Here is a 26,089-nt window from a genome sequence, read left to right on the forward strand (position 1 = left end):
ACGATGAATTATCATGCCCCTCCGGCCTCGGCAGGCGCACTGGACGCGTTGAAGTCGGAAATTCGTGCGCGCGCTGAGGAATTCCAGGCGCTGCGCCATATTCCGAAGGATATCGTCCGCCAGTTTCAGGCGGTCGGGGTCTACCGCGCCTTCGTGCCGAAGCGCTTCGGCGGTGACGAACTGGCTCCGCAGGATTTCTGTCGCTTGATCGAAGAGATTGCAACCGCCGACGCCTCTGCCGGCTGGGTGGCAAGTTTCGGCGTTTCCGCCACTTATCTCGCATCGCTGCCGCCGGAAACCTATGCCGCGATCTATGGTACAGACCCGAATACGGTCTTTGCCGGTGCGATGTTCCCCCCGCAACCCGCCAGGCGCGTGGCAGGCGGACTGGAAGTCTCCGGCCGCTGGCCCTGGGGCTCGGGCGTCATGGGGGCCGATATTGTCGGCGCCGGCATCAAGATCGAGGGGGAGAACAGCCCGCTTCCGCGCACGGCCGTGCTGCCGCGCGCCAAGGCGTCCGTCGACGAGAACTGGGACACGGTCGGCCTTCGCGCCACCGGCAGCCACGACATTGTCATCGACAAGGCCATTGTACCGGAGGAATGGACCTTCATTCGCGGCGGCAAGCCGCAGCAGGACGACCTGATCTTCCGCTATCCGGCCATGGCGCTTGCAGCGCAGGTTCTGGCCGTCGTGGCGCTCGGCGCGGCGCGCTCGGCGCTCGACTGGGTGCATGCCAATGCCCTCGCGCGCGCCTCCGTCACCGGCGCTCCGAGCCCGGCGGCGCGCGCCTACATCCAGATCGACTTTGCCAAGGCGGAAGGCATTCTGATGGGCGCACGCTCGGCCTTTTACGACGCCATAGAGGACGGCTGGCGGCAGATGCAGACGAACGGGGAAGTCGACCGCCCGACACTCATCCGCCTGCGTCATGCCGCCTCCAAGGCCGCGCAGGACGGCGCTGAGGCTGCCCGTCTCGCCTTCGTCATGGGGGGGTCGGAAGCCATGGCGACCGGCCATCCGCTCGGCCGCAAGATGATCGACGCGGCCTGCGTCGCCCAACACGCCTTCATCAATTCCGGAAGCTGGCAGGCAGCAGGCGCCGCCCTGTTCGACCAGCAGACACCGCCCGGTTATCCGTGATCACGGCACGAAAGGATTAGTCTCATGTCTGAACCGACACCCATCCGTACCCTTCTTTGTCTTGCCGTGCAGCCGGCCTTTTTCGATCTGCCTTTCGGCGAAATCGGCGCCGTCTGGAAGGCGACGCAGGCCTTCATGTCGGGCGTTTCCAGACTCGAAGGCGTCACCGTCCTCGGCACGCTTGATGACGACCAGACCCAGGTCGGCACATCGCCGTCCTTCCCCTTCACCTGGTACATGCTGTGCGATTTCCCCGACCGGCAATCGGTGATTGCGGCCTGCAACCTGCTGCGCACGATCGTCGTCGATGACGCGGATCACCGCCTCTGGAAATACATGCGCGTCGAAGCCCGCATGGGCCGGGCGCTCACCATTCCCGAACTTTGAATATGAGAGGAGCAGCCATGTTGCAGGCTCATGAAAAATTCAACGATCTCGACGCGCTCTATACGCCCGACGCAAGGGTGGCGACTTCGATGTACGAGGATGCTGACCTCTTCAACGAAGAGATGGAACGCATCTTCAAGCGTACCTGGGTCTGGGTCGCCCATGACAGCGAACTCGCCGACAAGGGCTCGTTCAAGCTGTCGAATGTCGGGCTGGAACCCGTCATCGTCGTGCGTGATCGCAAGGGCGAGGTGAACGTCCTCGTCAACCGGTGTCGCCACCGCGCCGCCACCGTCTGCGAGGTGAAGAAGGGCAAAACTTCCTCCTTCCAGTGCCCCTATCACGGCTGGGGCTACGGTCTTGATGGCTCGCTGCGCGGCCTGCCCTATCCGGAGCAGTATGGCGAGGATTTCGACAAGGGTGCACATGGCCTGAAGAAGCTGCGCACAGAAACCTACAACGGCATGATCTTCGCGACCTTCAACGATGATGTCGAGCCGCTGGTCGACTTCCTCGGCCCGGAAGTGCGCCGATACATCGACCTCTTCATGAAGCAGGGCGGCGGTTTCCCGGTCAAGGTTCTCGGCGAACATCAGTTCACCGTGCCGATGAACTGGAAGGTGCAACTCGAAAACACCACGGATGCCTATCACTTCCCCGTCGTGCACAAGAGCTTCATGCAGTCGCTCGACGGCGACGCGGAAGAGGCCTTCAAGTTCCTCGAAACCGGCAAGGGTTTTGTCGAGGATCTCGGCAACGGACATTCCGTCATGGTCATGATCCCGGAGCGCATCGATCTCGATGAACACCTCGATGATCCGGTCGAGGAGCGTTTCCTGCCGCTCGTGCAGGAACTGCGTAACGGGGGCTATCCGGAAGACCAGGTCAAGAAGATCGTGCGCGCCGTCGGCGGGGCGGGCTTCAATCTCAACCTCTTCCCGAATGTCTCCTTCTCGCTCGCCTTCTTCCGCGTGCTGACGCCGGTCAATGTGGAGCGGACCGACATCCGCCACATCGCGCTCGGCATGGACGGCGGGCCGGCCGCAGCCAACCGCATGCGCATGCGCCTGCACGAGCATTTCCAGGGCCCGATGGGCTTTGGCTCTCCCGATGATGCGGAAGTGTGGGAGCGCGTCCAGCGCGGCACCAAGGGCGGCGAGGATCTGCCGATCCTCGTCAATCGCGGCCTGATCGACGAACAGCCCGGCGCGCTCGGCCCGCGCGGCCATATCAGCGCCGAAACCGGCATGCGCGCCGCCTACAAGATGTGGAAGAGGATGATGTCGCTATGAACATGATGACCAGGATCGACGATCTGGCGCTCCTGCAAAAGGTCAGCGCCTTCCTCTGGGCCGAGGCCGACCTGCTTGATGCCAAGGATTACGATGGCTGGCTGGCGCTCTGGCTGGCGGAAGGTTTCTACACGCTGCCGATCGGCGAAGGCGAGGATTTCGACAACCAGCTCAACCTCTGCCACGACAATGACCGTATGCGGCGCGATCGCATCCAGCGCTTCCAGCAGGGCTTTTCGATCTCCTCGGCCCCGCCGGCACAGACCGTTCGTACCGTATCCCGCTTCGTCATTGACAGCGTCGAGGGCGATACGGTCACGGTTTCGAGTGCCGAGCATGTGGTCGAGGACAAGTTCGGCCGCCAGCGTGTCTGGGCGGCGAACATGAAGCACACGCTCGTCGCCTCCGCAGACGGCTTCAGGATCCGCACCAAGGTGGTGCGGCTGCTCAACTCTGATGGGATGCTGAATTCGTTCAGCTATCTGTTCTGATGGCGGCCCCGCTTCCCGAAAATATCCAGACCGCCGTGGTGACGGGCGGCGCACGCGGCCTTGGGGCCGAGATCGTACGCGCCCTCCACCGCGAAGGTTTCCGGGTCGTGATCACCGACATCGAGGCGGATGCGGGGGCATCGCTTACCTCCGAACTCGATCTCGCCGGCGAAACCGCCCTGACGGCAACGCTCGACGTCACAAGACCTGCCGATTTCCAGGAGGTTCTCGACAAATGCGTCGAGCGCTGGGGCTCGGTGGAAGTGCTGGTCAACAATGCCGCGCGCACGGCGGTCAAGCCGGTGCTCGACATCGACCCGGCCGATTTCAACGCCATCCTTGCCACCAATGCCGGCGGTACCTTTGCCGGCAGCCAGATCTTCGGCCGGCATTTCAAGGAACGCGGCTATGGCCGCATCGTCAATCTGGCCTCGCTCGCTGGCCAGAACGGCGGCACGGCGACAGGCGCGCATTATGCCGCCTCCAAAGGCGCGATCCTGACGCTGACAAAAGTGTTCGCCCGCGATCTCGCCCCCTTCGGCGTGACCTGCAATGCAATCGCCCCCGGTCCGATGGACACGCCCATGGTCCGCTCGGTGATCACGCCAGACAAGATGGCGGCGGCACTTGCCAATATCCCGGTCGGCCAATTGGGCGATCCGGTCTTCGTCGCCGAACTGGTGGCGCTCTTGGCCGGGCCGAAAGCATCCTTCGTCAATGGCGCCTGCTGGGACGTCAATGGCGGCATCTACATGCGGTGAGGGGAGAGCCATGGGCACGAACACGCTGAAACTGAAAGTCGCCGAGCGCATCGAGGAGCCCGGCAACATCCTGCGCCTGCGGCTCGTCGAAGCCTCGGGCGCTGCGCTTCCGGCCTTCGAAGCCGGCGCGCATCTCGATCTGCACCTTCAGGATGGGTCGACGGATCTGTGGCGGCAGTATTCGCTCTGCTCCGATCCGGCAAAGTCAGAGGCTTACGAGATCGGCGTGTTGCGCGACCCGAAATCACGCGGCGGTTCCGTGGCCGTCCACAAGCTGGCACAAGTCGGCACCAGCTTCGACGTCGAGGGTCCGCGCAACCACTTCCCACTGGAAGAGACGGCGGAAACCTCCGTCCTTCTCGGCGGCGGCATCGGGATTACGCCGATGCTCGCCATGGCGCAGCGCCTCCACGCACTGAACCGGGACTTCGTTCTGCATTACTGCACACGATCGCACGGCGTGACGGCCTTCAAGAACCTCATTGCCGCCGCCCCCTGGGCCGACAAGGTGGTCTTCCATTTCGATGACCAGCCGGCAGAACAGCGGCTCGATCTCGCCCGCGACCTGCCGAAACCTGCTCCCGGCACGCATCTCTACGTTTGCGGCCCGCAGGGCTTCATGGACTGGGTGATCAACACGGCGGAAAGCGCCGGCCATGCGAGGGCGAACGTTCACCGCGAATATTTCTCGGCCGATGTCGACCAGTCCGGCGGCGGCTTCGAGGTCGTGGCGAAACGCTCCGGTGTCACAGTGCGCGTCGAGGCCGGCAACACGATCGCCAAGGCGCTCGCGGCCGCCGGCGTGAAGATCGAAGTGAAGTGCGAGGAGGGTGTCTGCGGCACCTGCGTCACCGACGTGCTCGAAGGCATACCCGACCATCGCGACAAGTTCCTCACCGACGAGGAACGCGAGGAATGCTCGATGATCTGCGCCTGCTGCTCGCGGGCTGCCACCCCCACCCTGGTACTGGATGTCTGACCATGACCCAAGAAGCCATGCCCCCTGTCCCTTCTCCGGAAGCGCTCGCCTTTCGCAACGGCATGAGCCGGCTCGGCGCGGCCGTCAACATCGTCACCACCGACGGCCCGGCGGGCCGCCATGGGCTGACCGTCTCGGCCGTCTGCTCAGTGACAGACCAGCCGCCGACGCTGCTCGTCTGCATCAACCGCAAGGCCTTTTCGCATGATGCCTTCGTGGAAAATGGCGCAATCTGCGTCAATGTCTTGAGCCCGGCGCATCAGGACCTGTCGCGTGCCTTCGCCCGATGGACCGGCGAGGACCGTTTCGCAACCACCGAGTGGTACACCAGGGCCACCGGTGCACCGGTTCTTGCAGATGCTGCAGTCGCCTTCGACTGCCGCATCGTCGATCGGCAGGCGCGCGGAACGCACAGCGTGTTCTTTTGCGAAGTGGACACGACCGAAGTGGCAGAAGGACATGCGCACGGACTAGTCTGGTTCGACCGTGCCTTCCATCCGTTGGAAACACACTGACGATGAATGACGCCTCACGCCCCTTCGAGCTGCAGGAAGACCTTTTCGAGAAGGCCATTCAACTGCGCCAGTTCGTCGGGCGTGATGTTGACGAAGGACGCGGCGAACACCTGGTCCGCCTCCTTGCGGGCAAGGCGCCGCAACCGGTCTCCCTCCGGGGTCAGGCAGACTTCCGTCACTCGCCCGTCACTCGGCCGCACACGGGTGACGACCAGGCCGTCGGCAATCATGCGCTGCACGATCTTGGTGACTGTGTTCAGCTTGATGACGGCATAATCGGCGATTTCCGAGACGCTGAGATGCTCGTCCTCGTAGAGCGACATCAGCACCCGCCAGCGCGCCACATCGAGATCGAGCGGCTTCAGGCGGCGTTCCAGAACTTGGGAATAGCGCGCACTCACACGGGAAACCCAGTAGAACGGCCAGTCTTTCTTCATTCGCTTTTCTGCTGCTACGCCGATGTGGCCAGCGGCATCGGATGCTGGTTTCTCAAACATGGTGTCTCGCGACTGTTGGGTCTTTTGGGTCTTGCGAACAAGCGTGGCGCAGATGCGGGAGGACTGCTTTGCGCCGTGTCGACCCAGAAGCCGATAGTGGAAAATTCCACTATTCGCAACTGCCGCACGCTCGCGGGCAATCGACGTTCCCGAAAGGGAAGGGACATTGCGCGATATGACGCGAGGGACGGATAAGTTTGAAATTGAACAAGAAACCGACGAGAAACACAGAAAATACTTGAAAAAGCGCAGGTCAAAAAGTAGCTTTTTCACGTGAATTTTCTCCCATAGGGCCGAAAGGCCAGACCATGCCATGGCGCTTTTCTGCACGAAAGCTGCCAACGGCGAAGCTTTGCCGGATGACTGACAGGGTGAACAAGGCTCGCGGCATCCGGAGATCCACGATCGATATCTCGATCATATCTTTGGGGAACGGAACATGAAAAATCTCAAATCTCTCCAGTCGTTGCTTGCCCGAGACGCGAAGCCGGTGGACCGCAGGCAGTTTCTCCGGCAAGGAGGCGGCGCCGTTGCTGCGGTTGCTGCACTGTCTGCATTTCCAGGCGGGTTCGTATCAAGGGCCCGCGCTGCAGATGGCGCAATCGTTGTCGGCTTTATTACCTCCATGTCTGGAGCGGTGTCTTCGCTCGGGATCCCCTATGATCAGGGGATGAAGGCCGCGCTTGCCTTCAAGAGCCAGGTGGGCGGCAAATCCGTCAAGCTGATCGCACTCGACGATGCCTCCGATCCTACCAATGCGGCCGTTAACGCCCGCAAGCTGATCCAGGAGAACAATGTTGACGTGATCATTGGAACTGCGGGCTCTCCGGGATCCCTCGCCATTGCAACGGTCTGTGCCGAAACCAAGACGCCACTGATCTGCATTGCAAACGCTGACCCGCAGGGTGAACCCGGAGCCTGGACCGTTACCGTTCCGCAACCGGCACCGCTGATGATCGCCGGTGCGGTTGCACATATGAAGCAAACGGGGGTGAAGTCCGTGGGCTATATGGGCTTTGCCGATCCATGGGGCGATCTGGTTTACAATGCGTTGATGCAATCCGGCCCCGAAGCGGGCATCAAGGTCACCTCCAACGAGCGTTACGCGCGCGCCGACACTTCGGTAACGGGGCAGGCGTTGAAGGTTTTCGCGACGCGACCGGACGTCTTCATGGCAGGCGGATCGGGAACGCCCGGTGCACTGCCGTACCTTGCCCTGCGCGAGCGCGGTTACAAGGGACAGTTTTACGGCACGCCCGCCATCATCAATCCCGCCTTCGTCAAGGTTGGCGGTGCCGCCGTTGAAGGCCTGATCGCATCGACCGGCCCTGTTGTCGTTTTCGAACAGCTTCCGGACTCCAATCCAACCAAGGCCGTCTCTCGGGAATTTGCCAAGGCCTTGAAGGCAACCGTCCCCGATGCCGTGCCGAACGCCTTTTCCGGTTATTCCTTCGATGCCTGGGTGCTCTTCGTGGCGGCCGCCGAAATCGCCATCAAGACGGCTGAACCCGGAACAGCGCAGTTCAAGCTGGCGTTACGGGATGCGCTGACCAACGCGCACGACGTCGTCGGCTCGCACGGCGTCTACAATTTCAAGCCCGGCTCCCGTTACGGCAATGACGAACGATCGCGGGTTCTCGTCAAACTGGAAAAGGGGGACTGGCAACTGATGTCCTGAAGCATGGATGCAGAGGCGGTGGGCGGAAAATGCCCACCGCATTTCACCGATCCCTGGCCGGGATCGTCTGCCATCATGTTCAGGAGTATCAGGATGTCTCTGGACATTATTCTCATTTTGCTGGTCGACGGGCTGTCGACCGGGGCGATCTATCTGCTCGCGGGATTGGGCTTCGTGCTCGTCTTTTCCGTCACACGCGTCATCTTCATTCCCTCCGGCGACATCGCAGCCTTTGCGGCGCTGACGCTTGCTGCCTTCCAGGGCCGCACGGTTCCCGGCTCGATCTGGCTGGTTGCCGCCATGGCCGGTCTTGCCTGTCTGGCCGAATGCAGCACGCTGCTGCGCAACGGTGCGACCAGACGCATACCGAGAGCCCTTTTGCTCTATGGTGTCCTGCCGCTCATTCCCTGCGGCATCGGACTGGCAATCGCCAGACAGGACGTGCCTGAAGTGCTCCGGATTTTAACCACCATGGCCCTGATCCTGCCCATGGGCGTGCTGATCGACCGGCTGATGCTCCGGCCCCTGGCGGCGTCCTCCACTCTGATCCTCTTCATCGTTGCCATCGCGGCGCATTACCTGATCGCCGGTATCGGCCTGATCGCGTTCGGACCGGAGGGGGTTCGTACGACGCCAATCCTGGACGGTATCATTTCACTGTCCGATAGCGTCGTGATCCCTGCCCAGCAGTTGCTGATGATGATCGTGGCACTGCTGCTGAGCCTCGTCTTCTATCTGTTCTTCGGGCGTTCCATGACCGGCAAGGCGCTGCGGGCAACGGCCTCGAACCGGGTCGGCGCGCGTCTCGTGGGCATCCGCCCGGAGAGGGCAGCCACCATGGCATACCTGATCGCTTCGGGACTTGCCGCAATTGTCGGGATCCTGATCGCACCCGTGACGACCATGTATTACGATTCCGGCTTCATGATCGGGCTCAAAGCCTCTGTCGGGGCGATTATCGGCGGGATGGCGAGCTACCCCATCACTGCCATCGGTTCGGTCTTCGTCGGCGTGCTGGAGAGCTGGGCCTCGTTCCTTGCCAGCGATTACAAGGAAATCATCATCTTCAGCGCGGTCATTCCCGTACTGATCTGGCGGTCGTTCAGTGTCCACCGCGACGGTGACGAAGAAATAGAGGAGTTTGCCTGACATGATCAGTGCACGTCTGCTCTCCCTCATCGTGGTGGTTGTTCTGCTGGCTCTGCCTGTTGTCGGCTCGCCTTTCCTCGTCACGCTCATGAGCCATGTGGGCGTCAGTTCGCTCGTGGTGCTGGGCCTCGTCCTCCTGACCGGCATAGGTGGCATGATGTCATTTGGCCAGGCAGCCTTTGTGGGTATTGCCGCCTATACCACGGGCTGGCTGACAACAGCGCTCGGCTGGTCGCCCTGGCTCGGCCTTGTTTTTGCCCTCGCGCTCACCGCTGTCAGTGCATTGGCCATCGGAGCGATCACTCTCAGGCTCGGCGGGCATTTCCTGCCACTCTCGACGATTGCTTGGGGGCTCTCGATCTACTACCTGTTCGGCAACCTCGAGCCGCTCGGTCGCCACAGCGGCCTCTTGAACATTCCGCCGATCACGCTCGGACCGGTGTCATTCATGTCCCAGATCGCGATGTATTATCTCATCTGGGTCGTCGTGCTTCTGGCAACGCTCTTTAGTCTGAACCTGCTGGATTCCCGCGAGGGCCGGGCCCTGCGTCTCCTGCGCGGCGGGGCTCATCTGATGGGCAGCGTCGGCATGGACACCTTCGGCACACGTCTGCGCGTCTTTCTCATCGCCGGCATCTTTTCAGGTCTGGCGGGCTGGCTCTACGCGCATATGACGCGTTTCATCAGTCCGGCACCCTTTGATGTGAAGATTTCCATCGAATATCTGCTGATGGCGATGACCGGCGGTGCATCGCAGGTTGCCGGTGCGACCGTGGGCTCCGGCTTGATCGTACTGATCAAAAACTGGCTTCAGGATTTCCTGCCGCATCTGACGGATAATCCGGCGCAGCTTGAACAGGTCGCCTTCGCCCTGATGCTGCTTCTGATCTTGCGCTTTGCCGCAGGTGGCTTCATGCCGATGGTTCTCAAGCGTGTCAGAAGCACGCCCCGCACCGTCAAGGCAAATGTCGGCGGCCTGCCCACACGGCAATTGCCGCCCCGCGGAGAGCCGGTGCTGGAGGTCGAAGCCGTCGAGCGCCGCTTTGGTGGGCTTATTGCCGTCAATAAGGTGAGTTTCGATGTCAGGGCCGGCGAAATCGTCGGACTGATCGGCCCCAATGGCGCCGGTAAAAGCACGATGTTCAACCTGATCACGGGAACGCTCGCCGTCAGCAGCGGCACCGTACGGTTTCTTGGCAAGGACGCCAGCCGTCTTTCACAGCGCGAAATCGCCAGACTCGGCTGCGCGCGCACCTTCCAGCATGTGAAGTTGCGGCCAGGCATGACACTGCTCGACAATGTGGTCAGCGGCACCTATCTGCGAACCGGCGCGGGCTACATCAAGGGCGGTCTCAGGCTCGACCGACTGGAAGAGGAACGCGCCCGTCACGAAGCCTTGTTGCGGCTCGGGCAGGTTGGCCTTGCCGACCGTGCCCATGATCTGGCTGGCGACCTCCCGCTCGGCCAGCAGCGCGTGCTCGAAATTGCACGCGCGCTGGCCCTTGATCCGGTGCTGTTGATCCTCGATGAGCCGGCAGCCGGCCTCCGCAAGAAAGAGAAGGACGCGCTCGCCACCCTCCTTCGCAAGCTGCGGCAGGATGGCCTGACCATTCTCATCGTCGAACACGACATGGACTTCGTGATGAATCTCGTCGACCGGATCGTCGTCATGGTGTTCGGACAGAAGTTGCGGGAAGGTGATCCAGCCACCATTCGCAAGGATCCCGCCGTCCAGGAAGCCTATCTCGGAGGTCTCGCATGAGCAGCGTCTTGCTGGAACTGAACGACCTCCGCGTATCCTACGGAAAGGTGGAGGCGGTTCGCGGGATCCACCTTCGGCTGGAGGAGGGGCAGATCATCACCGTCATCGGGGCGAACGGCGCTGGCAAGACGACGCTTCTCTCCGCTGCAGCCGGTCTGCTGCCATCCGGCGGGCGGGCTAGTTACCGCGGGCAGGACCTCTTGCGGATGACCGTCGAAGACCGGGTGGAGCAGGGCTTCTGCCTTGTGCCCGAACAGCGTGCGCTGTTCGGCGACATGCCGGTCATCGACAATCTTCTGCTTGGCGCCTTTGTCCGACGCAGAGACAAGGCTTTCGTCAGGAAAAGTCTCGACAGCGTCTTCGAGCAATTTCCACGTCTGGCGGAGCGACAGACACAGCTGGCGCAAACCCTGTCCGGCGGCGAGCGACAGATGCTCGCCATCGGTCGGGCACTGATGGCACAACCGCGCCTGCTGCTGCTTGACGAGCCCAGTCTCGGCCTGGCACCGACCATCGTGCGCGATGTCCTGATGCGCGTCCGTGCATTGCGTGACCAGGGCGTGTCGATCCTGCTTGTGGAACAGAACGCGCGCGCGGCACTGGATGTCGCCGATTATGCCTATGTCATGGATACCGGCGAGTTTGTGCTGGAAGGTCCGGCATCAGGCATGGCGGCTGACCCTCGGGTCGTGGCAACCTATCTGGGCGGCGGTGTCGAATAGGCTGCAATCGCGTATCATGAGTCCGGCAGCGCTTAAAGGCGGCTGCCGGAAATGCGAAAGCGCCCGGCAAGGTGTCCTGTCGGTCGCACATATCGAGCGCCAGAAGAAAATACTGTGGAACATGGGAAAAGAAGGCGCTCGCATGGCTGCAACAACTGGGAGGCATGAAAGGTGGCATCTGCTTTTGATATCCGTGCCGACTCCCAACGGCAGCAGTTTTCCGCACACAAGGTGAATTCAATCGATGACGCCATGCTCGTCATGCCGGGCTGGAACATGGACCTTCTGCAGATGTCGCCAGGCAGGATCACCTACTCGCTGTCCATGACGCAACTGGACACCATCCAGATCTTTCATGAGCGGACGGACAAGACGCTTCTGAAACGGGGCCTGAGCTGGCCGGGCTCCCTTGTCCTGAGCTTTGTTCTCAACGCAGAGGGCAATGGCTGGCTTTCCGGGCATGAGGTCGATCCCGAAATCAGTCTCATGGTCGATGGCCAATTTCTGCCCGAAATTCTCACCCCCCACACCCTTGACCTGGTCTATATCGCAATTGACCGCCAATGGCTTGCAGATCAGCTCGGACAGCGCGGACATGAAAGGCTGGCGGGCTATATCCGTGCCTACGCGTCGATCGCCATGTGGCATAGCCAGGCACCGGCCTTTGCCAGCCTGTTTTCGCAGTTGCTGTCCACTCCGAACGGTACACGACCGCCGCATAAAGGCTCTGTAGAATCATCAGCACGGGATTTCGTGACCGACATTCTCCTCACGGTGATCACATCTGCACGCAAGATCGAAGCGGTCAGCGATACCAACAACAAGCTCACGATCGACAAGGCACGCCGATTGATGTTTCGCGACATCAGCGAATTGCCGACCGTATCGGAGGTTGCCGCTCATCTCGGGATCAGTCGTCGCCACCTGCAAACCTGCTTCAACAATTCGGTTGGGCTGCCGGCCACGGAGTTCATCCGGGCGGAACGGCTGAATATGGTTCGCAAGGCCCTGATCCGGTCCCGACGCGAGAACCGGCACGTCGTGATCGGCGACATCGCCGCACAATGGGGCTTTTGGCATCTGAGCCGGTTTGCTGCCGATTACCGGGAGATGTTCGCAGAACTGCCGTCCGAAACGCTGCGCCCTGGCGAGAGCCTGGTCGGGCGCAGCAAAACGCAAGACGCTTCCCAAAACGGATAACGCGACGCCATTTGCGTTTTTACAATTCCCCAATTGGTTCGATTAGAAACCTGGGGAACATTGATGTTTGACACTCAGACTGCGCGCAGGCGCACGACCGCCTTTGCATTTTCAGCTCTTTCCGTCGCAATGCTGCTTTCGACACCTGCCGGTGCGGTTGAGCAGGGCGGAACGATCACCCCGATGGGCGTGACCGATTTTGGTGCCGGCATGCTGCCACCCAGCTCGCCATACGGGACTTTCGGGATCAGAAGCACCTATTACTCGGCGTCGTCCCTCCGGGACGGATCTGGGCGTGAGATCCCGAATGACTTCCATCTCGATGTGGAAACCGTCGCTCTCGCCTATTTCTACATGACAGACCTGCAGCTGTTCGGCGCACGGCTCGGCTTCGGTGGCGTTCTGCCTTTGATGAACATCAGTGGTCGGCTGAACGTACCGACACCCGGCGGTCCGCTCGAACTTTCCGGGGATGATTTTGGGCTGGGCGACGCCCAGATCATGCCACTCCTCCTCGCATGGGATACCCCGCCGAACCTTTTCATAACGGCAGGCCTGCAGATCCAGATGCCAACCGGCTCCTACAGCACCTCCAATGCGTTCAACACCGGCGTCAACCACTGGACCTTCACGCCTGTCATCGGGGCCACCTACATTTCGGACACCGGCTTCGAGATCTCGACGCAGGCCAACCTGAACTTCAACACGACCAACACCGACACCAACTATCGCAGCGGCATCGAGTACAAGCAGGAATTTGCCGTCGGCCAGCACATCGATGCCTGGACCCTCGGCGTCGGTGGTTACGCTTACCAGCAGATCAGCGATGACAAGGGGCCGGGTGCGGGCGACGGGAACCGGGCGCGCGTCTTTGCAGCCGGGCCTGCCATCAGCTACTTCAAACCCGGCCTGCCGCTTGTCACGCTGCATGCCTACAAGGAGTTTGGAGCCGAAAACCGCGCCGAAGGCTACAACGTGGCCCTTCGTCTGGCCATGAGCTTCTGAGGGGGTCACCATGAGCCACGTGACGTCCATCACGCGATCCGCCGGTTCGAAGCAGGGACTGATCATCCAGTTCGCAAGCAGTTTGACGATCATGGGCTCGGTCATGATCGCGCCCATGCTTCCGAAGATCACAGCCGAGTTTGCAGCGACGGATCCGGGTTCCGTCGATCTCATCCCATTGATCGTCGCAGCTCCGGCCCTTGCAATCGCCCTCTTCGCGCCGATCGCCGGCGTGCTGGCCGATGTTCTCGGTCGAAAAAGGATGCTGTTGATCGGTTGTCTTCTCTACGCGCTGTTTGGCGCGCTGCCGGCCGTGATCGGAGATATCAAGCTCATCGTGCTGTCGCGCCTGCTGTTCGGCTGTGCCGAAGCGATCATCATGACTTGCTGCACAACGCTGATCGCCGATTACTGGGCGCCGGCTGACCGCATGCGGTACATCAACCGCCAGGTGATCACGATCGGTGTTGTCGGAGCCTTGTTCTTCGTCATCGGCGGCATTGCCGGAGAGGGATCGTGGCGTACGCCGTTCTTCCTCTATCTGGCGCCGCTGCTGATCATACCCGCTGTTATCGCCTGGCTTTGGGAGCCTGATCGGCGCGGTGAGGAAGCTTCTGCGCCAAAACGTCCACAGCAGAAGATCGCATCAACCATTGCCGGCTCCTATTTCCTGATCTTTGCAGGCATGGTCACCTGCTTCGTCGTGACCGTCCAGACGCCCACGGTGCTGGTTGGCCTTGGCGTGACATCCACGTCATTGATCGGCGCTGCGGCGGGCCTTGCCATTCTCAGCACGCTGCTTGGCTCCATTGCGTGGCCATTCTTCCGGGATCGGATCGGCGTTGCTCGTGTCAACGCATGTCTGCTGTGGTTCATGGCTTGCGGCCTGTTCGTCCTGTCGCTTGCGCCGTCCTACCCGGTTGTTCTGGTTGCCATGGTCCTGCAGGGATTTGGCGCAGGCTTCCTTGTTTCGAATGCATCGCTCCCGCTTCTCATGAAACTGCCCGCAGGCTTGCGTGCCCGCGGCATCGGCGGCTTTACCTCGTGCCTTTACCTCGGCCAGTTCGCCAGCCCCCTGATTGTCGCGGCCATTGCCGCACCGTTTGGCGGCATTCCGGCAGGTCTTGCAGCCGCCATTGTGATCTGGGGAGTGGTCACGGCGCTGATGGCTTTGGCCTGGCTGTTCGTCGGCGCCTCGAAAAGCCGCGAGCCTGCGCAGACAGGGAATGGCTGAACCGCATTTTTCAGGCGGCGTCCGACATGGCGCCACTCTTGCACAGACACTGAAAGGCACTCCTCGATGAATGTTTCAGCCACCAAGACGACTGTTGACGGTCTTGAGCTTGCGGCTCAGATCCGCAAGGGCACACTCACCCCGGGCGAAGCGCTCTCGGATGCGATTGCGAAGGTCGAAAGGGTTAACCCCCAGCTGAACGCAATCGCCGAAAGGCTTTATGAAACGGCGGAGAACCACGCCCAATCCGATAAGGCTTCCGGTCCCTTTGCGGGCGTACCATTGCTGACCAAAGATCTGTTCACGCCTGTGAAGGGCGCGCGGATGACCAACGGATCGCTTCTGCTGAAGGACAATGTCATGCCCTTCGACTCGGAACTGGTCACGCGTTTCCGCCGCGCGGGCTTCACGATCTTCGGCACCACGACCTCCCCGGAATTCGGCAGCTCGTACTCTACCGAATCACGTCTGTTCGGCGCCAGTCGCAATCCCTGGTCGATAGAGCACATCTGTGGCGGATCGAGCGGGGCGGCAGCCGCGATGGTGGCCGCCCGGGTACTTCCTGTTGCCCATGGCAATGATGGCGGCGGCTCCTTGCGGGTGCCGGCCTCCGCCTGCGGCGTGTTCGGCCTGAAGCCGTCCAGGGGCCTGACGCCGATGGGGCCGGCCGTTGGAGAGGGATGGGCCGGCATGAGCACAAGTCATGTTATCAGCATCTCCGTGCGCGACAGCGCCGCTGCGCTCGATCAACTGGCCGGCGCCGATCTCGGCGCCCCCTATGCCGCGCCGCATCATGCCCAGACGCTTCTGTCTGCGGCCACCGGCGCACCACCGAAAGCCCTTCGCATCGGCCTTGTTTCCCACATGGCGCCCTGGCAGAGCCATGATGATTGCATCGAAGCCGTTCACAAAACCGCGAAACTGTGTGAAGCGCTTGGCCACCAGGTCGAGGAGACGGCATTGCCGGTCGAGGGGCTCGACTTCTACGATCACGTCTTCACCATCATCGGCTCTCAAACCCGAAGCCTGATGAACTTCCTCGGCCGCATTGCGGGCCATCCTATGGACGAGCAGGCGCTGGAAGCCCGCCATCGCGTCATCTTGCGCGACAAGGGACATCTCAGCGGTGCGGAGTATGCGGCAGCCGTCGACTATATCCATGCATTCGGTCGACGCATGGCGCATCTCTTCCAGCGTTACGATGTTCTCCTGACGCCGACCATGGCGCGTCCACCGGCAAAGATCGGCGACTTCGCCATCAAGGATGAGGATACGATCGCTACCGTCATTGATAGGTTCCACTCTTTCTCACCGTTTACCGCGCTGTTCAACGCCACCGGGCAGCCTGCCATGTCGGTGCCCTTGCACTGGAACAGGGAAGGCCTGCCGATCGGATCGCAATTTGCAGCGACCTTCGGCGCAGAACCGCTTTTGTTTGCGCTGGCTGCCCAACTCGAACAGGCGTCGCCGTGGGAGCACCGGATTCCGCCATTGAACGCCCTTTGACATAATGTCCGAATGGTGTGATGCGCTGATCCTCCTGACAGGAGGATCAGCGTGCCGGCCGATATCGATCCATCTCTTCCGGGCAGCCCCTTCGGCGGCTGCGAGGTGCATCGGGCGATCACGACATGTCGGAAGGCCGGCGTTTTGCAACAGGGGCATTGCAAGGTCAGAATGCCTTTTCATGTTGCGGGCAATCCGGATGGTGGAACGGATTGACGCTCGATCGAACCTTGCCCATAACCCGGAAAGCAGGCCGCAGGCTGGTTTGGGCACGGGTGTAGGTAGCATTCTTGAAAATCGACCAGAGAACGACCCGGGCGATGAACCGCCGGCTCATCCTCAACCTGATCCGCAAGGAGGGTGCCCTGAGCCGGGCCGATCTGGCCGCGGCAACAGGCTTGAGCCCGGCCGCCGTGACATTCGTGGTCACCGATCTTCTGGCCGAAGGCTACCTCATCGAAGGTGAGACCGCGCCGGGCGGGGGAGGGCGCAGACCCGTACCGCTGTCGATCAATTATCGCGGGAGTCTGGCAATCGGGGTCAAAATGAACCTGGGTTCGCTCGACTGCGTGCTGACGGATCTTTCGACGGCCGTCATTTCCTCTCTGTCCGTCTCCTTTGACAGTCCGTCGCCGCAGACGGTGCTCTCGGCGGCAGAAGCGGCGATCGGGAGGCTCTTGCGCACCGTGCCGGAGCAGGCCGGAAAACTGACAGGCGTTGGCTTTTCAATGCCTGGCACGATCGACATGGCAGCAGGCGTCTGCGTCTCCAGCAATCGTTTCGGCTGGAGGAATGTTCCATTCGCGGGCTTGCTGAGAGAGAGGATCAGTGCGCCGGTCTGGATGGAAGATGACACGCTGGCCTTTGCACTGGCACAGCATCTGTTCGGTCTCGGAAGCCAGCACTCGGTTTTTCTCGCACTCGCCGTGGGCGTCGGGATCGGGTGCGCGACGGTTGCCAATGGCGTCGTCCTGCGCGGGGCGCATGGCCATGCCGGCAAGCTTGGCCACGTCACGCACCGGCTGGAGGGACCAATGTGTGAATGTGGTCGGATCGGCTGTCTGCAGACCTTTCATTCTGTGCCAGCGATCGTCGACTCCTGGCGACGTGGAAAGGGGCTCGGTTCCGAGCTTGATCGCTACAGCATGAAGGAGGCCGCCCTGCAGGGGGACGACCTTGCCCGCACGCTGCTGCAACGCGCGGGCGAGGATATCGGCGTCCATCTGGCAAATGTCATCAATTCCACCGATCCCGAGGTGGTGGTGGTCGGCGGCGAGGCGGTGACGTTCGGGGATCTTCTGTTCGATCCCATGCGCAAATCGCTTGAACGCTACTGCTATAGCCGCCCGCCGGCGGTGATCCCCGATGAACGCGAGCACTTCTGGGCTGCGGGTGCTGCGGCGCTGGCCATTCAGGGTCTCTTCAATTTCGAAATGGCCACCGGCGGTTGATCCATCTTCTGTCACTGAAAAACGCGGCGGAGCCGAAGCCCCGCCGCGGGAACACAGTCGGAATGATTGCGCTTGCGCACCGTTCCGGTGGCGTAACCGAACTCAAGCGTAGGACAGGACCGCCGCTCCATATTCCGCAAGCTCCAGAGATCCATCGACCCGTTGGCCGGTCAGGAGATCAATGGACGCAGGCAGGTTCACGATCTGGCGTGGCGTGTCCGTCACGTTCAGCACGAACAGCAGCTTGCGGTCTTCGGCCTGCCTGAGCGTCACTTCCACGCCCTCCGGCAGATCCCGGATCAGGGGCTCGACACCGGCATCGGCGAGCACCGTTTGCGTCAGGGCCTCGACCAGTTCCTCGCCAAGATACGTTGCGAGATAGACGACGCGGCCCTTGCCGACACGGCGGCTGGTAATGGCGGGGCGGCCTTTCGCGAACCAGGCCTTCCAGGTGGCAAGCGCTTCAACGTCACTGCCGGTTTCCAGCAATTCGTAGAGATGTTCGGCTTCGATCTCGCGGCCGCCGATCTCCAGGCTGTATTTCCGCCCGGCAGAAGACGAAGGCAGGAGGTTCGGCGGAATGAAAAGGCCCTGATCGATGGGGAAGCGCTGGAAGAGACCGGCTCCATCCTTTGCCGTCAGCCGTCCGAATTCCTCGACGCGCACGCCGCAGAGATCGGCAAGCGCGCTGCCGGGCGCCAGTTCGCGGAGGATGTGGTTGTTGGCGTCCCGCGTTCCAGTCATGGCGCCGACGATCAGCGTGCCGCCATTCTCGACGAAAGCGCGCACCTTCGGTGTCCAGGCCTGATCCCACATCACCCAATGGGGAATGTAAAACACCTTCAGGCGGCTCAGATCGTCTTCAGGATGGATGAAGCCGCAGGCAATGCCCGCCTTGTAACAATGGCGGTGCAGAAGTGCCGCGTCGTCCATCGGGGAGGGCAGGCCGATCGGATAGGTCTTGTGCGCCTCCTGATTGTCGAAATCGCCACCGGCGATGCCGACATCCATGGCAACCGACGTGCCGAGCAACTGGTCCTTGATCCGGGAGATGTCTCCGGCGAACTGCTTGGCTTCAGCGTAGCGGCGGCGCGGCACGTCGTCGTGGTCGATGAGGCCCATCCAGTAGATTTCCGCGCCGAAATGGGCCGGCCGCCAGCGGAAGAACATCAGGCCATCCGCACCGCGCGCCACCGATGACAGCGCCATGCGGCGCATCTCGCCGGGTTCCGGTGTCATGGTGGTGAAGGACGGTTGGCTGCCGAGGCCGGAGGCCTGTTCCGGCACGATGAAGTTGCCGGCATAGCTGCGGCAGATGTCGAGTTGAAGCGCCTGCGTCGCCGCATGGCCGCCGGTGCGGCGGAACTCGTCATAGAGCATCGGATAGATGTCAAAGCCGATGAAATCGAGATCCTGGCCAAATTCGCCACGGAAATCGATATCGGCGAGATTGCCGAGATTGTGGAAGATGAACCACGCCTCGTTCGTTTCGCGCAGGATCCGCACCTGATCGTGCTGGAAGGCCGCCGTGGCCTGCGCCAGGAAGCGATGATAATCCTGCACATGGCCCGGGCTCAGATAGGATGGTGCCATCGGCAGCGGCAGCACCACCTGATCGAAATTGTCGTAGGCCGTTGCCCAGAAATCGCCGCCCCAGGCAAAGTTGAGCTTGTCGATCGTCTGGTACCGGTGGCGCAGATAGTTGCGGAAGGCGAGCGCACAGGACTCGGAATAGGATTCTGAAACCGTGGTGTTCAGCTCGTTGTCGGTCTGCCAGCCCACCACATGCGGATTGTCCCGATAATGCTCGGCCAGCGCGCGGGTGATACGCCGGCTGTGTTCGCGCAGCACGGGGCTGGTCGTGTCGGCATGCTGGCGGGAGCCATGCGAGGCGCGGCGTCCGTTACGATCGACGCGCAGCACTTCGGGATAGTTCATCGTCAGCCAGCGCGGCGGCGTTGCCGTCGGCGTGCACAGAATGGTCTTGATGCCGCAGTCGGCCAGGATATCGATGGCGCGATCGAACAGGTCGAAATCGAACTTGCCCTCGTAGGGCTCCCAGAGGTGCCAGGCGAATTCGCCCATGCGCACCACGTTGAAGCCTGCATCGCGCATGCGCTCGGCGTCGCGGCGCCAGTAGCTTTCGTCCACATGTTCCGGATAATGCGGAACGCCGAGAAGAAAATCGTCAAGGTTGAGGGTGCGCCAGACGGAGAGGGGCGCGGGCGGTCTGCGTTTCATGATCTGCTCCGGATTATCGGGATTGAATTTCGGGCTTGGCCGGGGTGAGCGTGGCTCCGTCGGAGCCGAACAGATAGGCGTCCGCTGGATCGAAGCCGATGGTGATCTCGCTGTTGGGCGCAACGGCCACGGCGCTGCCGAGCTGGATCGTCACATTGCGCGTGCCGGTGTCCGAGCCGCTGGTGACAAGCGGCGAGGCGTCGGCATAGACCACCGTTTCCCGACCGAGATTTTCGACCAGGCGCACCCTTGCCGGACAGGAAGCCGGCTTGCTGCCGCCAACGGCAAAAGCCTCGGGTCGAATGCCGACGGTTACCGGATCGCCGGTCTTCACTGTCGCGCCCTGACGAAGCGCGATCCGCAGCGGGGCAAGGCCCGCGAGCTGAACCAGTGCGTCGTCGGTGCCGACCTCGGTGGTGGTCCCTTCGATGAAGTTCATGCGGGGCGCGCCGAGAAAGCCCGCGACGAACCGGTTGACGGGGTTGGCATAAAGCGCGAGCGGGCTGCCGACCTGTTCGATGGCGCCCTTGTTGAGCACGACGATGCGGCTGGCCATGGTCATGGCCTCGACCTGGTCATGCGTCACGTAGATCATGGTCGAGCCAAGCTCGGCATGCAGCGTGGACAGTTCGACGCGCATCTGCGTGCGCAGCGCGGCATCGAGATTGGACAGCGGCTCGTCGAACAGGAAGACATCCGGAGAGCGGGTGATGGCGCGGCCGATTGCGACGCGCTGTCTCTGTCCGCCCGACAGCTGTTTCGGCAGTTTGTCGAGTTGCTCGGTGATCCGCAGGATGTCGGCGGCGCGGCGGACGGCGACATCGATCTCCGCCTTCGGCCGCCTGGCCATGCGCAGGCCGAAGCCCATGTTTTCGGCAACCGTCATGTGCGGATAGAGCGCGTAAGACTGGAACACCATGGCGATGCCGCGATCCCCGGGCTCGGCCCTGGTAACGTCCTTGCCGCCGATGGTGATCTTGCCGGTGTCCACCGTTTCAAGGCCGGCAATGGTCTTCAGCAACGTGGACTTGCCGCAGCCCGAAGGGCCGACCATGACGATGAATTCCCCCTTTTCGATGGTGAGGTCGAGGGATTTCAGGGCATGGTATTGCCCGTAATGCTTGTCCAGCCCGATGAGTTCGACGCTGTTCATGGGGTATCGCTCCCTGTGATGCTGTTGATGGGGCGCGCGGTCATCCTTTGACCGCTCCCATGGTGAGGCCGGAGATGAAGTGTTTCTGCATCAGGAAGAACATCAGCACCGGCGGCACGGCGACGAGGATGGTTGCGGCAGACACGATGTTCCACTGCGACACCCACTCGCCGCGCAGATTGGACAAGCCCGCCGTGACCGGCTTCACCGCGTCCGATTGGGTCAGGACGACGGCCCAGAAATAATCGTTCCAGATGAAGGTGAAGACGAGGATGGCGAGCGCCGCGAGTGCCGGCCTTACCAGGGGTGCCACGATGTGGATCAGCGTCTGCCAGGGAGAGGCACCTTCCGCGCGCGCCGCCTGGAACAGTTCGGATGGCAGCGCCGCGATGAAGTTGCGCATGAAGAGCGTGGCAAAGCCCGTCTGGAAGGCGACATGGAAGAGGATCAGCGCCCAGAACGTGTCATAGAGACCGGTCGCCACCATCAGGTCGCGGATCGGTATCATCATGATCTGTTGCGGCAGGAAGTTTCCGCCGACGAACAGCGCAAAGATCACCATGGCGCCGGGGAAGGGATAGCGCGACAGCACGAAGCCCGTCATCGTCGACAGGACGAGCACCGCAATCGTCGAGGGAATGGTGATGATCAGGCTGTTGAGGAAATAGTCCAGCATCTTCGATTGCTGGAACACGGCGGCATAGTTCTCGAAAACCTGGATCTTCGAGGGCCAGCCCCAGTAGTTTCCGGCCATCACGTCGTCGAACGACCGGAAGGAGGTCATGATCACCGCAAACAGCGGCAGCAACCAGAGGGCCAGAACAAGGGCCACCAGCAGCCCATAGGCGAAGCGCGACAGCGGGCGATTTTCGGGGATGGCGCGGGGATACATGGTCACGCTCCTTTTTCGGCCCGGATGAGGCCGCGGAGATACCAGGCGATGAACACCGCCATGATGAGGAAGAGGATGGTGGCGATGGCCGCGCCATAGCCGAAGCGATAGGAGAACAGCGACTGCTCGTACATCTGGTAGGCAAGCGTCGTGGATGAACCGAAGGGACCGCCGGCCGTCATTACGGAAATGGCATCAAACGAGCGAAGCGCGCCGACAATGGTGATAGCCACCGCGATGAAGGCCACCTGTGTCAGTTGCGGCAGCACCACATGCCAGAGCATCGCCAGACCCCGGGCGCCATCGACGCGGCCCGCACCGATCAGTTCCTCGTCCAGATTGTTGAGCCCAGCGAGAAACAGCACCATGCAGAAGGCGATCTGCGGCCACAGCGCGGAGGCAACGACGGCGAAGGTGACCAGGTGTTCGTTGGACAACAGCGCCGGCGCCTCTGCGCCAAAGGCCCGGAAAAGAAGGGCGAGCAGCCCGAAGGTCGGGTCGTAGAACCAGGTGAAGATGACGCCGACGGTGACGGTTGCCAGCACCAGCGGCATGAAGAACAGCGACTTCATCACGCGCATGCCGGCAATCTTCTGGTTGACCAGAAAGGCGATGGCGAGCCCGGCCGGCGGCGCCAGCAGGAACATCAAAAGCCAGATGAGATTGTTCTTCAGCGACACATAGAACTGGGGATCATCCAGAAGCTCGCGATAGTTGGCGAGCCCGACCCAGGTCTTTACTCCCATGCCGTCCCAGTCGAAGAACGAAATCCAGAAGGTTTCGAGCGACGACCAGATGATCACCACGAGAAACAGAAAAAGGCCGGGCGCCAGAAGAAGCGCCGGCGTGAGCCAGTTGCGATGGCGCCGCCACCAGATGGTCATGGAAAACTCTCCTCGAAGACGGGAGGCGTGTCGCCTCCCGTAAACCGCATCGGCCTCAGCCGTAGATGCGGGCGCGTGTGCGTTCGATCTGGCCGAGGATCTGCTCGCGCCGTTCGGGCCGGACCATGAATTCCTGAAAACCCTTCATGCCGGCCTGAGCGAGGTCGGGATCGGTATCGCGGTCGAAATACTGCGCGGTTCCCTTGATCGTCTTCATGCTCTCGGCGGCCATCTTCAGGATGGGATCATTGCCGACAGGGCAATCGCTGCGGGCCGGCATATTGCCCTCCGGCGCGAGATAGGCCCCCAGATTTTCCGGCTTGTAGAAATAGGCGAGGAATTCCTTTGCAGCCTCCTTGTTCCTGGCGCCCGAGGGAATGTGGATGGAATCCACCGAGAAATCCTCATACTGGGCCACACCCGGCCTGATGCTCGGAAAGGGCTTGAAACGCACCTGCGCCAGATCGTCGGCCGGGAAGGCGTATTTGATAAAGTTGCCGAGATCGATCATCGCGGCCTTCTTCTGCACCACGGCAGCGGCGGCCGGATCCCAGGCATAGGATGTGTGGTTGGCGGAGAAGAAGTCGGCCTTGACCAGACGCTCCCAGAGATCGAAGACCTCCTTCAGCGATGCGTCGGTATATTTGATCTTGCCGGCCATCAGGTCCATGTGATGGTCGAGACCATTGATGCGCAGGTTCATGTGATCGAACCAGCCGCCGGCCGTCCACATGTCCTTGGTGCCGATGGACATCGGCGTGAGCCCTGCCTTCTTGGACTGCGCGGCCAGCGTGAAGAAGTCTTCGAATGTTTCCGGTGCCTTCAGGCCGAACTGATCGAACGTATCCTGACGGTAGAACAGGCCCCAGAGAATGCCGCCAGTGGGCAGGCCATACTGTTTGCCGTTGACCGTGACCGCGCCGATCGAAGTGCCCATAGGGCCGGCCCAGTTTTCCTTGGCGATCAGGTCGGAAATATCCTCGAACAGGTTCTTTTCGACGAAGGAGCGCATGCGCTGTCCCGAAAACCAGAAGCAGATGTCCGGCGGGCTTGCGACGAGATAGTTGCGGATGGCGGTCTTGTGCGCCTCGTGGTCCATATTGTTGACGGTGACGCTGACGCCGGCGGCTTTGCCGAAGTCTGCCGCGATGTTTTCCACCGCCTTGCGCTGGTCGGCATTGCCACGGTTGGAGATGATGGTGAGCTGGCGCGATTGCGCAATGGCCGGCGCAAACAGGGCGGTCGATGCCGCAGCACCCATGCCGCCCATGAAGGCGCGGCGGGTGGGGCGCAGGGAAATTCTGTCGATGGTCATGGGTCTCTCCTCCGCCAGGAACCTCATCCTGGCGCCGGAAAAACATCAGAAACGGTCAGCGCTGTCAAATATTAATTTAATAAATAAAAAAACTTCTTCCTCATAATGCGGTGGCGGTGCGACTGCCAGAACTCGCAGATTGTCGTGCGTTGGCGACGCGGGGCAGCGCGCCGTCTGTGAGTCCATTGCCCTAATCCTTGATGTGCGACACCGTCAGGCCGAGGCAAGCGCCGATGGCCGCCGGGTTTGGCTGACGCGTCCGCGCGGCTGGATGGGCAAGACGATCACTCGTTCATCTTGATATGCCTTCTGGCGAAGGCGATCAGGCTTTCGATATGGGCGGCAACGGCCTTGCGGCCAGCTTCGGCGTCCTTGCGCTGCAGGGCGTCGATGATCAGCAGGTGCTCGGTCGAATCCGGGGTCAGCCGGTCCTTCAGCCGGCCGATTTCGAACAGGCGCGTGGTGGCGCGCAGGTTGCGCAGCACCTTGGCCATCACCTCATTGCCGCAGTAATCGATGATCAGGTTGTGCAGGTGGTCGTCCGAGAACCAGTGGGCATCGGTGTGATAGATCGTGGCGCCCATCAACTCGTCGATTTCGCGGCGCACCTCGATCAGCTTGCGGCCGGGAATGCTGTCCATGGCCTCCACCGCCGCCTGCGGCTCGATCAGCAGCCGGAGCTTCAGGCTCTGGATGTATTCGCCGATATCCACATGGCGCACCACGTAATTGCGCCCGTCTCCCTTGTGCACCAGGCCTTCGCCCTCCAGCCGCTGCAGCGCCTCGCGCAGCGGCGTGCGGGAAATGCCGAGCGTTTCGGCCAACCGCGCCTCCACGATGACATGGCCGCCGCCGAGCCGGCGATGACGGATCATTTCCGACACGGCATTATAGGCCTGGGCGGCAAGCTTGTGGCTGGCCCGCGCGGGTCTGTCGGTCTCGATGTCTGTGTCTGGCTGTGTCATGTCTGTGCTCCCGCCATGGATTATTCAATGTTTCGCGTCTGGGCGCGATGACCTTTTCTTGCCCTTTGCCTCCGTCCATGGCAGGCACCATGACGATGGACGGGGAGCCGCGACCTATGGATGAGAGCCGGGGCACAGACAAGAGTCTGGCCGACGAAACCTACCGCACGCTTCTGGACGAGATCCTCTCGACCAAACTCGCTGGCGGCTCCGTCGTGCAGGAGCGGCGGCTGGCGGACCGGCTCGGCGTGTCCCGCTCGCCAATGCGCGATGCGCTGGGCCGCCTGGAAGGGCAGGGGCTTCTGGTGCGCAATGCCAAGGGCGTGCTGACGGTGCGGATCATCACCCTTGCCGACTATCTGAGCAGCATGGCGATGCGCCTGCTGATCGAGCCGAGTGCGGCCGCCCAGGCCTGCGAACACATCGACGACGCCCGCATCGCCGATCTTCAGGCCATGCTCGATGCGATTGCCGCCGATCCCGATCCGGACCCCGCCTTCGTCTGGTCCTTCGACCATGCGCTTCATCAGGGCGTCGGCGAGGCGAGCGGCAATCCTTTTCTGGCCGATACCATCGTACAGATGCGGCGCTACACGACGATCTTCGAACGCCAGCGCAAGCTTGCCCAGCGGAAGCCGGGCCTGTCCGACCACCAGTCTATCCTTGAGGCGCTGAAGGCGCGAAACGCCGAGGCGGCGCGCGCGGCGATGACGCTGCATCTGGAACAGGCGCGGCAGAACGTGCTCGCCTCCTACTAGGGCCCGCAAGGGTCTGCATTCCGGCTCGTCTGGGTTCATGCGTCAGGCTCGAAGGAGGGGCTTGCGGAGGCTCGGCTATTTGTGTATGTAATTGGTATACCAATTGAAT

General features: G+C 61.8%; 26 protein-coding genes. 18 read left to right on the forward strand and 8 right to left on the reverse strand.

The window, feature by feature from the left end:
• Positions 1–3: 3 nt before the first annotated feature.
• Genes FNA46_RS22205 through FNA46_RS22235 form a run of 7 tightly spaced genes read left to right on the forward strand, consistent with a single transcriptional unit; the run spans position 4 to position 5,568 of the window.
• A complete protein-coding gene (locus FNA46_RS22205) occupies positions 4–1,143 on the forward strand; it encodes an acyl-CoA dehydrogenase family protein (protein ID WP_143127403.1) in 1,140 nt (379 codons plus the stop codon).
• A 24-nt stretch (positions 1,144–1,167) separates the two neighbouring features.
• Positions 1,168–1,530, forward strand: a complete 363-nt coding sequence (locus tag FNA46_RS22210) for a hypothetical protein (protein WP_143127404.1) — start codon at positions 1,168–1,170, stop codon at positions 1,528–1,530.
• Between the two features lie 17 nt (positions 1,531–1,547).
• Complete coding sequence (locus FNA46_RS22215; protein WP_143127405.1) at positions 1,548–2,822, forward strand: aromatic ring-hydroxylating oxygenase subunit alpha; 1,275 nt, start codon at positions 1,548–1,550, stop codon at positions 2,820–2,822.
• Entirely contained in the window at positions 2,819–3,313 is a 495-nt protein-coding gene (locus tag FNA46_RS22220; protein WP_143127406.1) for an aromatic-ring-hydroxylating dioxygenase subunit beta, read from the forward strand. The genes FNA46_RS22215 and FNA46_RS22220 overlap by 4 nt, the downstream gene beginning before the upstream one ends.
• On the forward strand, positions 3,313–4,074 hold the full coding sequence (locus FNA46_RS22225; RefSeq protein WP_143127407.1) for an SDR family NAD(P)-dependent oxidoreductase: 762 nt from the start codon (positions 3,313–3,315) through the stop codon (positions 4,072–4,074). The genes FNA46_RS22220 and FNA46_RS22225 overlap by 1 nt, the downstream gene beginning before the upstream one ends.
• A gap of 10 nt (positions 4,075–4,084) precedes the next feature.
• Positions 4,085–5,053, forward strand: coding sequence for a PDR/VanB family oxidoreductase (locus FNA46_RS22230; RefSeq protein ID WP_143127408.1), 969 nt, complete (start codon positions 4,085–4,087; stop codon positions 5,051–5,053).
• Between the two features lie 2 nt (positions 5,054–5,055).
• The gene (locus tag FNA46_RS22235; RefSeq protein ID WP_143127409.1) at positions 5,056–5,568 is read left to right on the forward strand and encodes a flavin reductase; all 513 of its coding nucleotides are present in this window, start codon (positions 5,056–5,058) and stop codon (positions 5,566–5,568) included.
• Between the two features lie 14 nt (positions 5,569–5,582).
• Here FNA46_RS22235 and FNA46_RS22240 read toward each other — a convergent pair whose 3' ends face one another.
• Together FNA46_RS22240 and FNA46_RS26205 are read right to left on the reverse strand one after the other, a co-directional pair.
• Positions 5,583–6,005, reverse strand: coding sequence for a MarR family winged helix-turn-helix transcriptional regulator (locus FNA46_RS22240; protein WP_210245913.1), 423 nt, complete (start codon positions 6,003–6,005; stop codon positions 5,583–5,585).
• Between the two features lie 313 nt (positions 6,006–6,318).
• Positions 6,319–6,582 (reverse strand): hypothetical protein, encoded by a 264-nt coding sequence (locus FNA46_RS26205; RefSeq protein ID WP_185969958.1) that lies wholly within the window; start codon positions 6,580–6,582, stop codon positions 6,319–6,321.
• Here FNA46_RS26205 and FNA46_RS22245 point away from each other — a divergent pair.
• The 10 genes from FNA46_RS22245 to FNA46_RS22285 all read left to right on the forward strand — a co-directional run bounded on the left by FNA46_RS22245 (position 6,556) and on the right by FNA46_RS22285 (position 17,772).
• Positions 6,556–7,743, forward strand: coding sequence for an ABC transporter substrate-binding protein (locus FNA46_RS22245; RefSeq protein WP_425468794.1), 1,188 nt, complete (start codon positions 6,556–6,558; stop codon positions 7,741–7,743). The genes FNA46_RS26205 and FNA46_RS22245 overlap by 27 nt on opposite strands.
• A 93-nt stretch (positions 7,744–7,836) precedes the next feature.
• Entirely contained in the window at positions 7,837–8,892 is a 1,056-nt protein-coding gene (locus tag FNA46_RS22250) for a branched-chain amino acid ABC transporter permease (RefSeq protein ID WP_143127412.1), read from the forward strand.
• 1 nt (position 8,893) lies between these two features.
• Positions 8,894–10,654 (forward strand): branched-chain amino acid ABC transporter ATP-binding protein/permease, encoded by a 1,761-nt coding sequence (locus FNA46_RS22255; RefSeq protein ID WP_143127413.1) that lies wholly within the window; start codon positions 8,894–8,896, stop codon positions 10,652–10,654.
• Positions 10,651–11,376: an ABC transporter ATP-binding protein gene (locus FNA46_RS22260; RefSeq protein ID WP_143127414.1), complete on the forward strand. Its 726-nt coding sequence runs from the start codon at positions 10,651–10,653 to the stop codon at positions 11,374–11,376. Before FNA46_RS22255 ends, FNA46_RS22260 begins: the two co-directional genes overlap by 4 nt.
• 171 nt (positions 11,377–11,547) lie before the next feature.
• Positions 11,548–12,576, forward strand: a complete 1,029-nt coding sequence (locus FNA46_RS22265) for a helix-turn-helix domain-containing protein (protein ID WP_143127415.1) — start codon at positions 11,548–11,550, stop codon at positions 12,574–12,576.
• A gap of 63 nt (positions 12,577–12,639) precedes the next feature.
• The gene (locus FNA46_RS22270) at positions 12,640–13,581 is read left to right on the forward strand and encodes a SphA family protein (RefSeq protein WP_143127416.1); all 942 of its coding nucleotides are present in this window, start codon (positions 12,640–12,642) and stop codon (positions 13,579–13,581) included.
• 10 nt (positions 13,582–13,591) lie between these two features.
• Positions 13,592–14,815, forward strand: a complete 1,224-nt coding sequence (locus FNA46_RS22275; RefSeq protein ID WP_143127417.1) for an MFS transporter — start codon at positions 13,592–13,594, stop codon at positions 14,813–14,815.
• Positions 14,816–14,881: 66 nt separating this feature from the next.
• Positions 14,882–16,321: an amidase gene (locus tag FNA46_RS22280; protein WP_143127418.1), complete on the forward strand. Its 1,440-nt coding sequence runs from the start codon at positions 14,882–14,884 to the stop codon at positions 16,319–16,321.
• A 51-nt stretch (positions 16,322–16,372) separates the two neighbouring features.
• Positions 16,373–16,537, forward strand: a complete 165-nt coding sequence (locus FNA46_RS26210) for a hypothetical protein (RefSeq protein WP_185969957.1) — start codon at positions 16,373–16,375, stop codon at positions 16,535–16,537.
• 74 nt (positions 16,538–16,611) lie between these two features.
• Entirely contained in the window at positions 16,612–17,772 is a 1,161-nt protein-coding gene (locus FNA46_RS22285) for an ROK family transcriptional regulator (protein WP_246103293.1), read from the forward strand.
• A gap of 102 nt (positions 17,773–17,874) precedes the next feature.
• Here FNA46_RS22285 and FNA46_RS22290 read toward each other — a convergent pair whose 3' ends face one another.
• The 6 genes from FNA46_RS22290 to FNA46_RS22315 all read right to left on the reverse strand — a co-directional run bounded on the left by FNA46_RS22290 (position 17,875) and on the right by FNA46_RS22315 (position 25,222).
• Positions 17,875–20,013 (reverse strand): beta-galactosidase, encoded by a 2,139-nt coding sequence (locus FNA46_RS22290; protein ID WP_143127419.1) that lies wholly within the window; start codon positions 20,011–20,013, stop codon positions 17,875–17,877.
• A gap of 13 nt (positions 20,014–20,026) precedes the next feature.
• Positions 20,027–21,166: an ABC transporter ATP-binding protein gene (locus FNA46_RS22295; RefSeq protein WP_143127420.1), complete on the reverse strand. Its 1,140-nt coding sequence runs from the start codon at positions 21,164–21,166 to the stop codon at positions 20,027–20,029.
• A gap of 40 nt (positions 21,167–21,206) precedes the next feature.
• On the reverse strand, positions 21,207–22,058 hold the full coding sequence (locus FNA46_RS22300; protein WP_143127427.1) for a carbohydrate ABC transporter permease: 852 nt from the start codon (positions 22,056–22,058) through the stop codon (positions 21,207–21,209).
• 2 nt (positions 22,059–22,060) lie between these two features.
• Positions 22,061–22,942 carry a carbohydrate ABC transporter permease gene (locus FNA46_RS22305; RefSeq protein WP_143127421.1) on the reverse strand — a complete coding sequence of 294 codons (882 nt, stop codon included), beginning with the start codon at positions 22,940–22,942 and terminating at the stop codon, positions 22,061–22,063.
• Between the two features lie 55 nt (positions 22,943–22,997).
• Complete coding sequence (locus FNA46_RS22310; RefSeq protein ID WP_143127422.1) at positions 22,998–24,257, reverse strand: ABC transporter substrate-binding protein; 1,260 nt, start codon at positions 24,255–24,257, stop codon at positions 22,998–23,000.
• A gap of 284 nt (positions 24,258–24,541) precedes the next feature.
• Positions 24,542–25,222 (reverse strand): GntR family transcriptional regulator, encoded by a 681-nt coding sequence (locus FNA46_RS22315; RefSeq protein ID WP_143127423.1) that lies wholly within the window; start codon positions 25,220–25,222, stop codon positions 24,542–24,544.
• A 116-nt stretch (positions 25,223–25,338) separates the two neighbouring features.
• Between FNA46_RS22315 and FNA46_RS22320 the strand changes: the two genes are divergently transcribed.
• Entirely contained in the window at positions 25,339–25,980 is a 642-nt protein-coding gene (locus FNA46_RS22320; protein ID WP_143127424.1) for a GntR family transcriptional regulator, read from the forward strand.
• The last annotated feature ends 109 nt before the right edge of the window (positions 25,981–26,089 follow it).

This window comes from Affinirhizobium straminoryzae, assembly GCF_007004135.1.
GTDB classification, from domain to species: Bacteria; Pseudomonadota; Alphaproteobacteria; order Rhizobiales; family Rhizobiaceae; genus Neorhizobium; species Neorhizobium straminoryzae.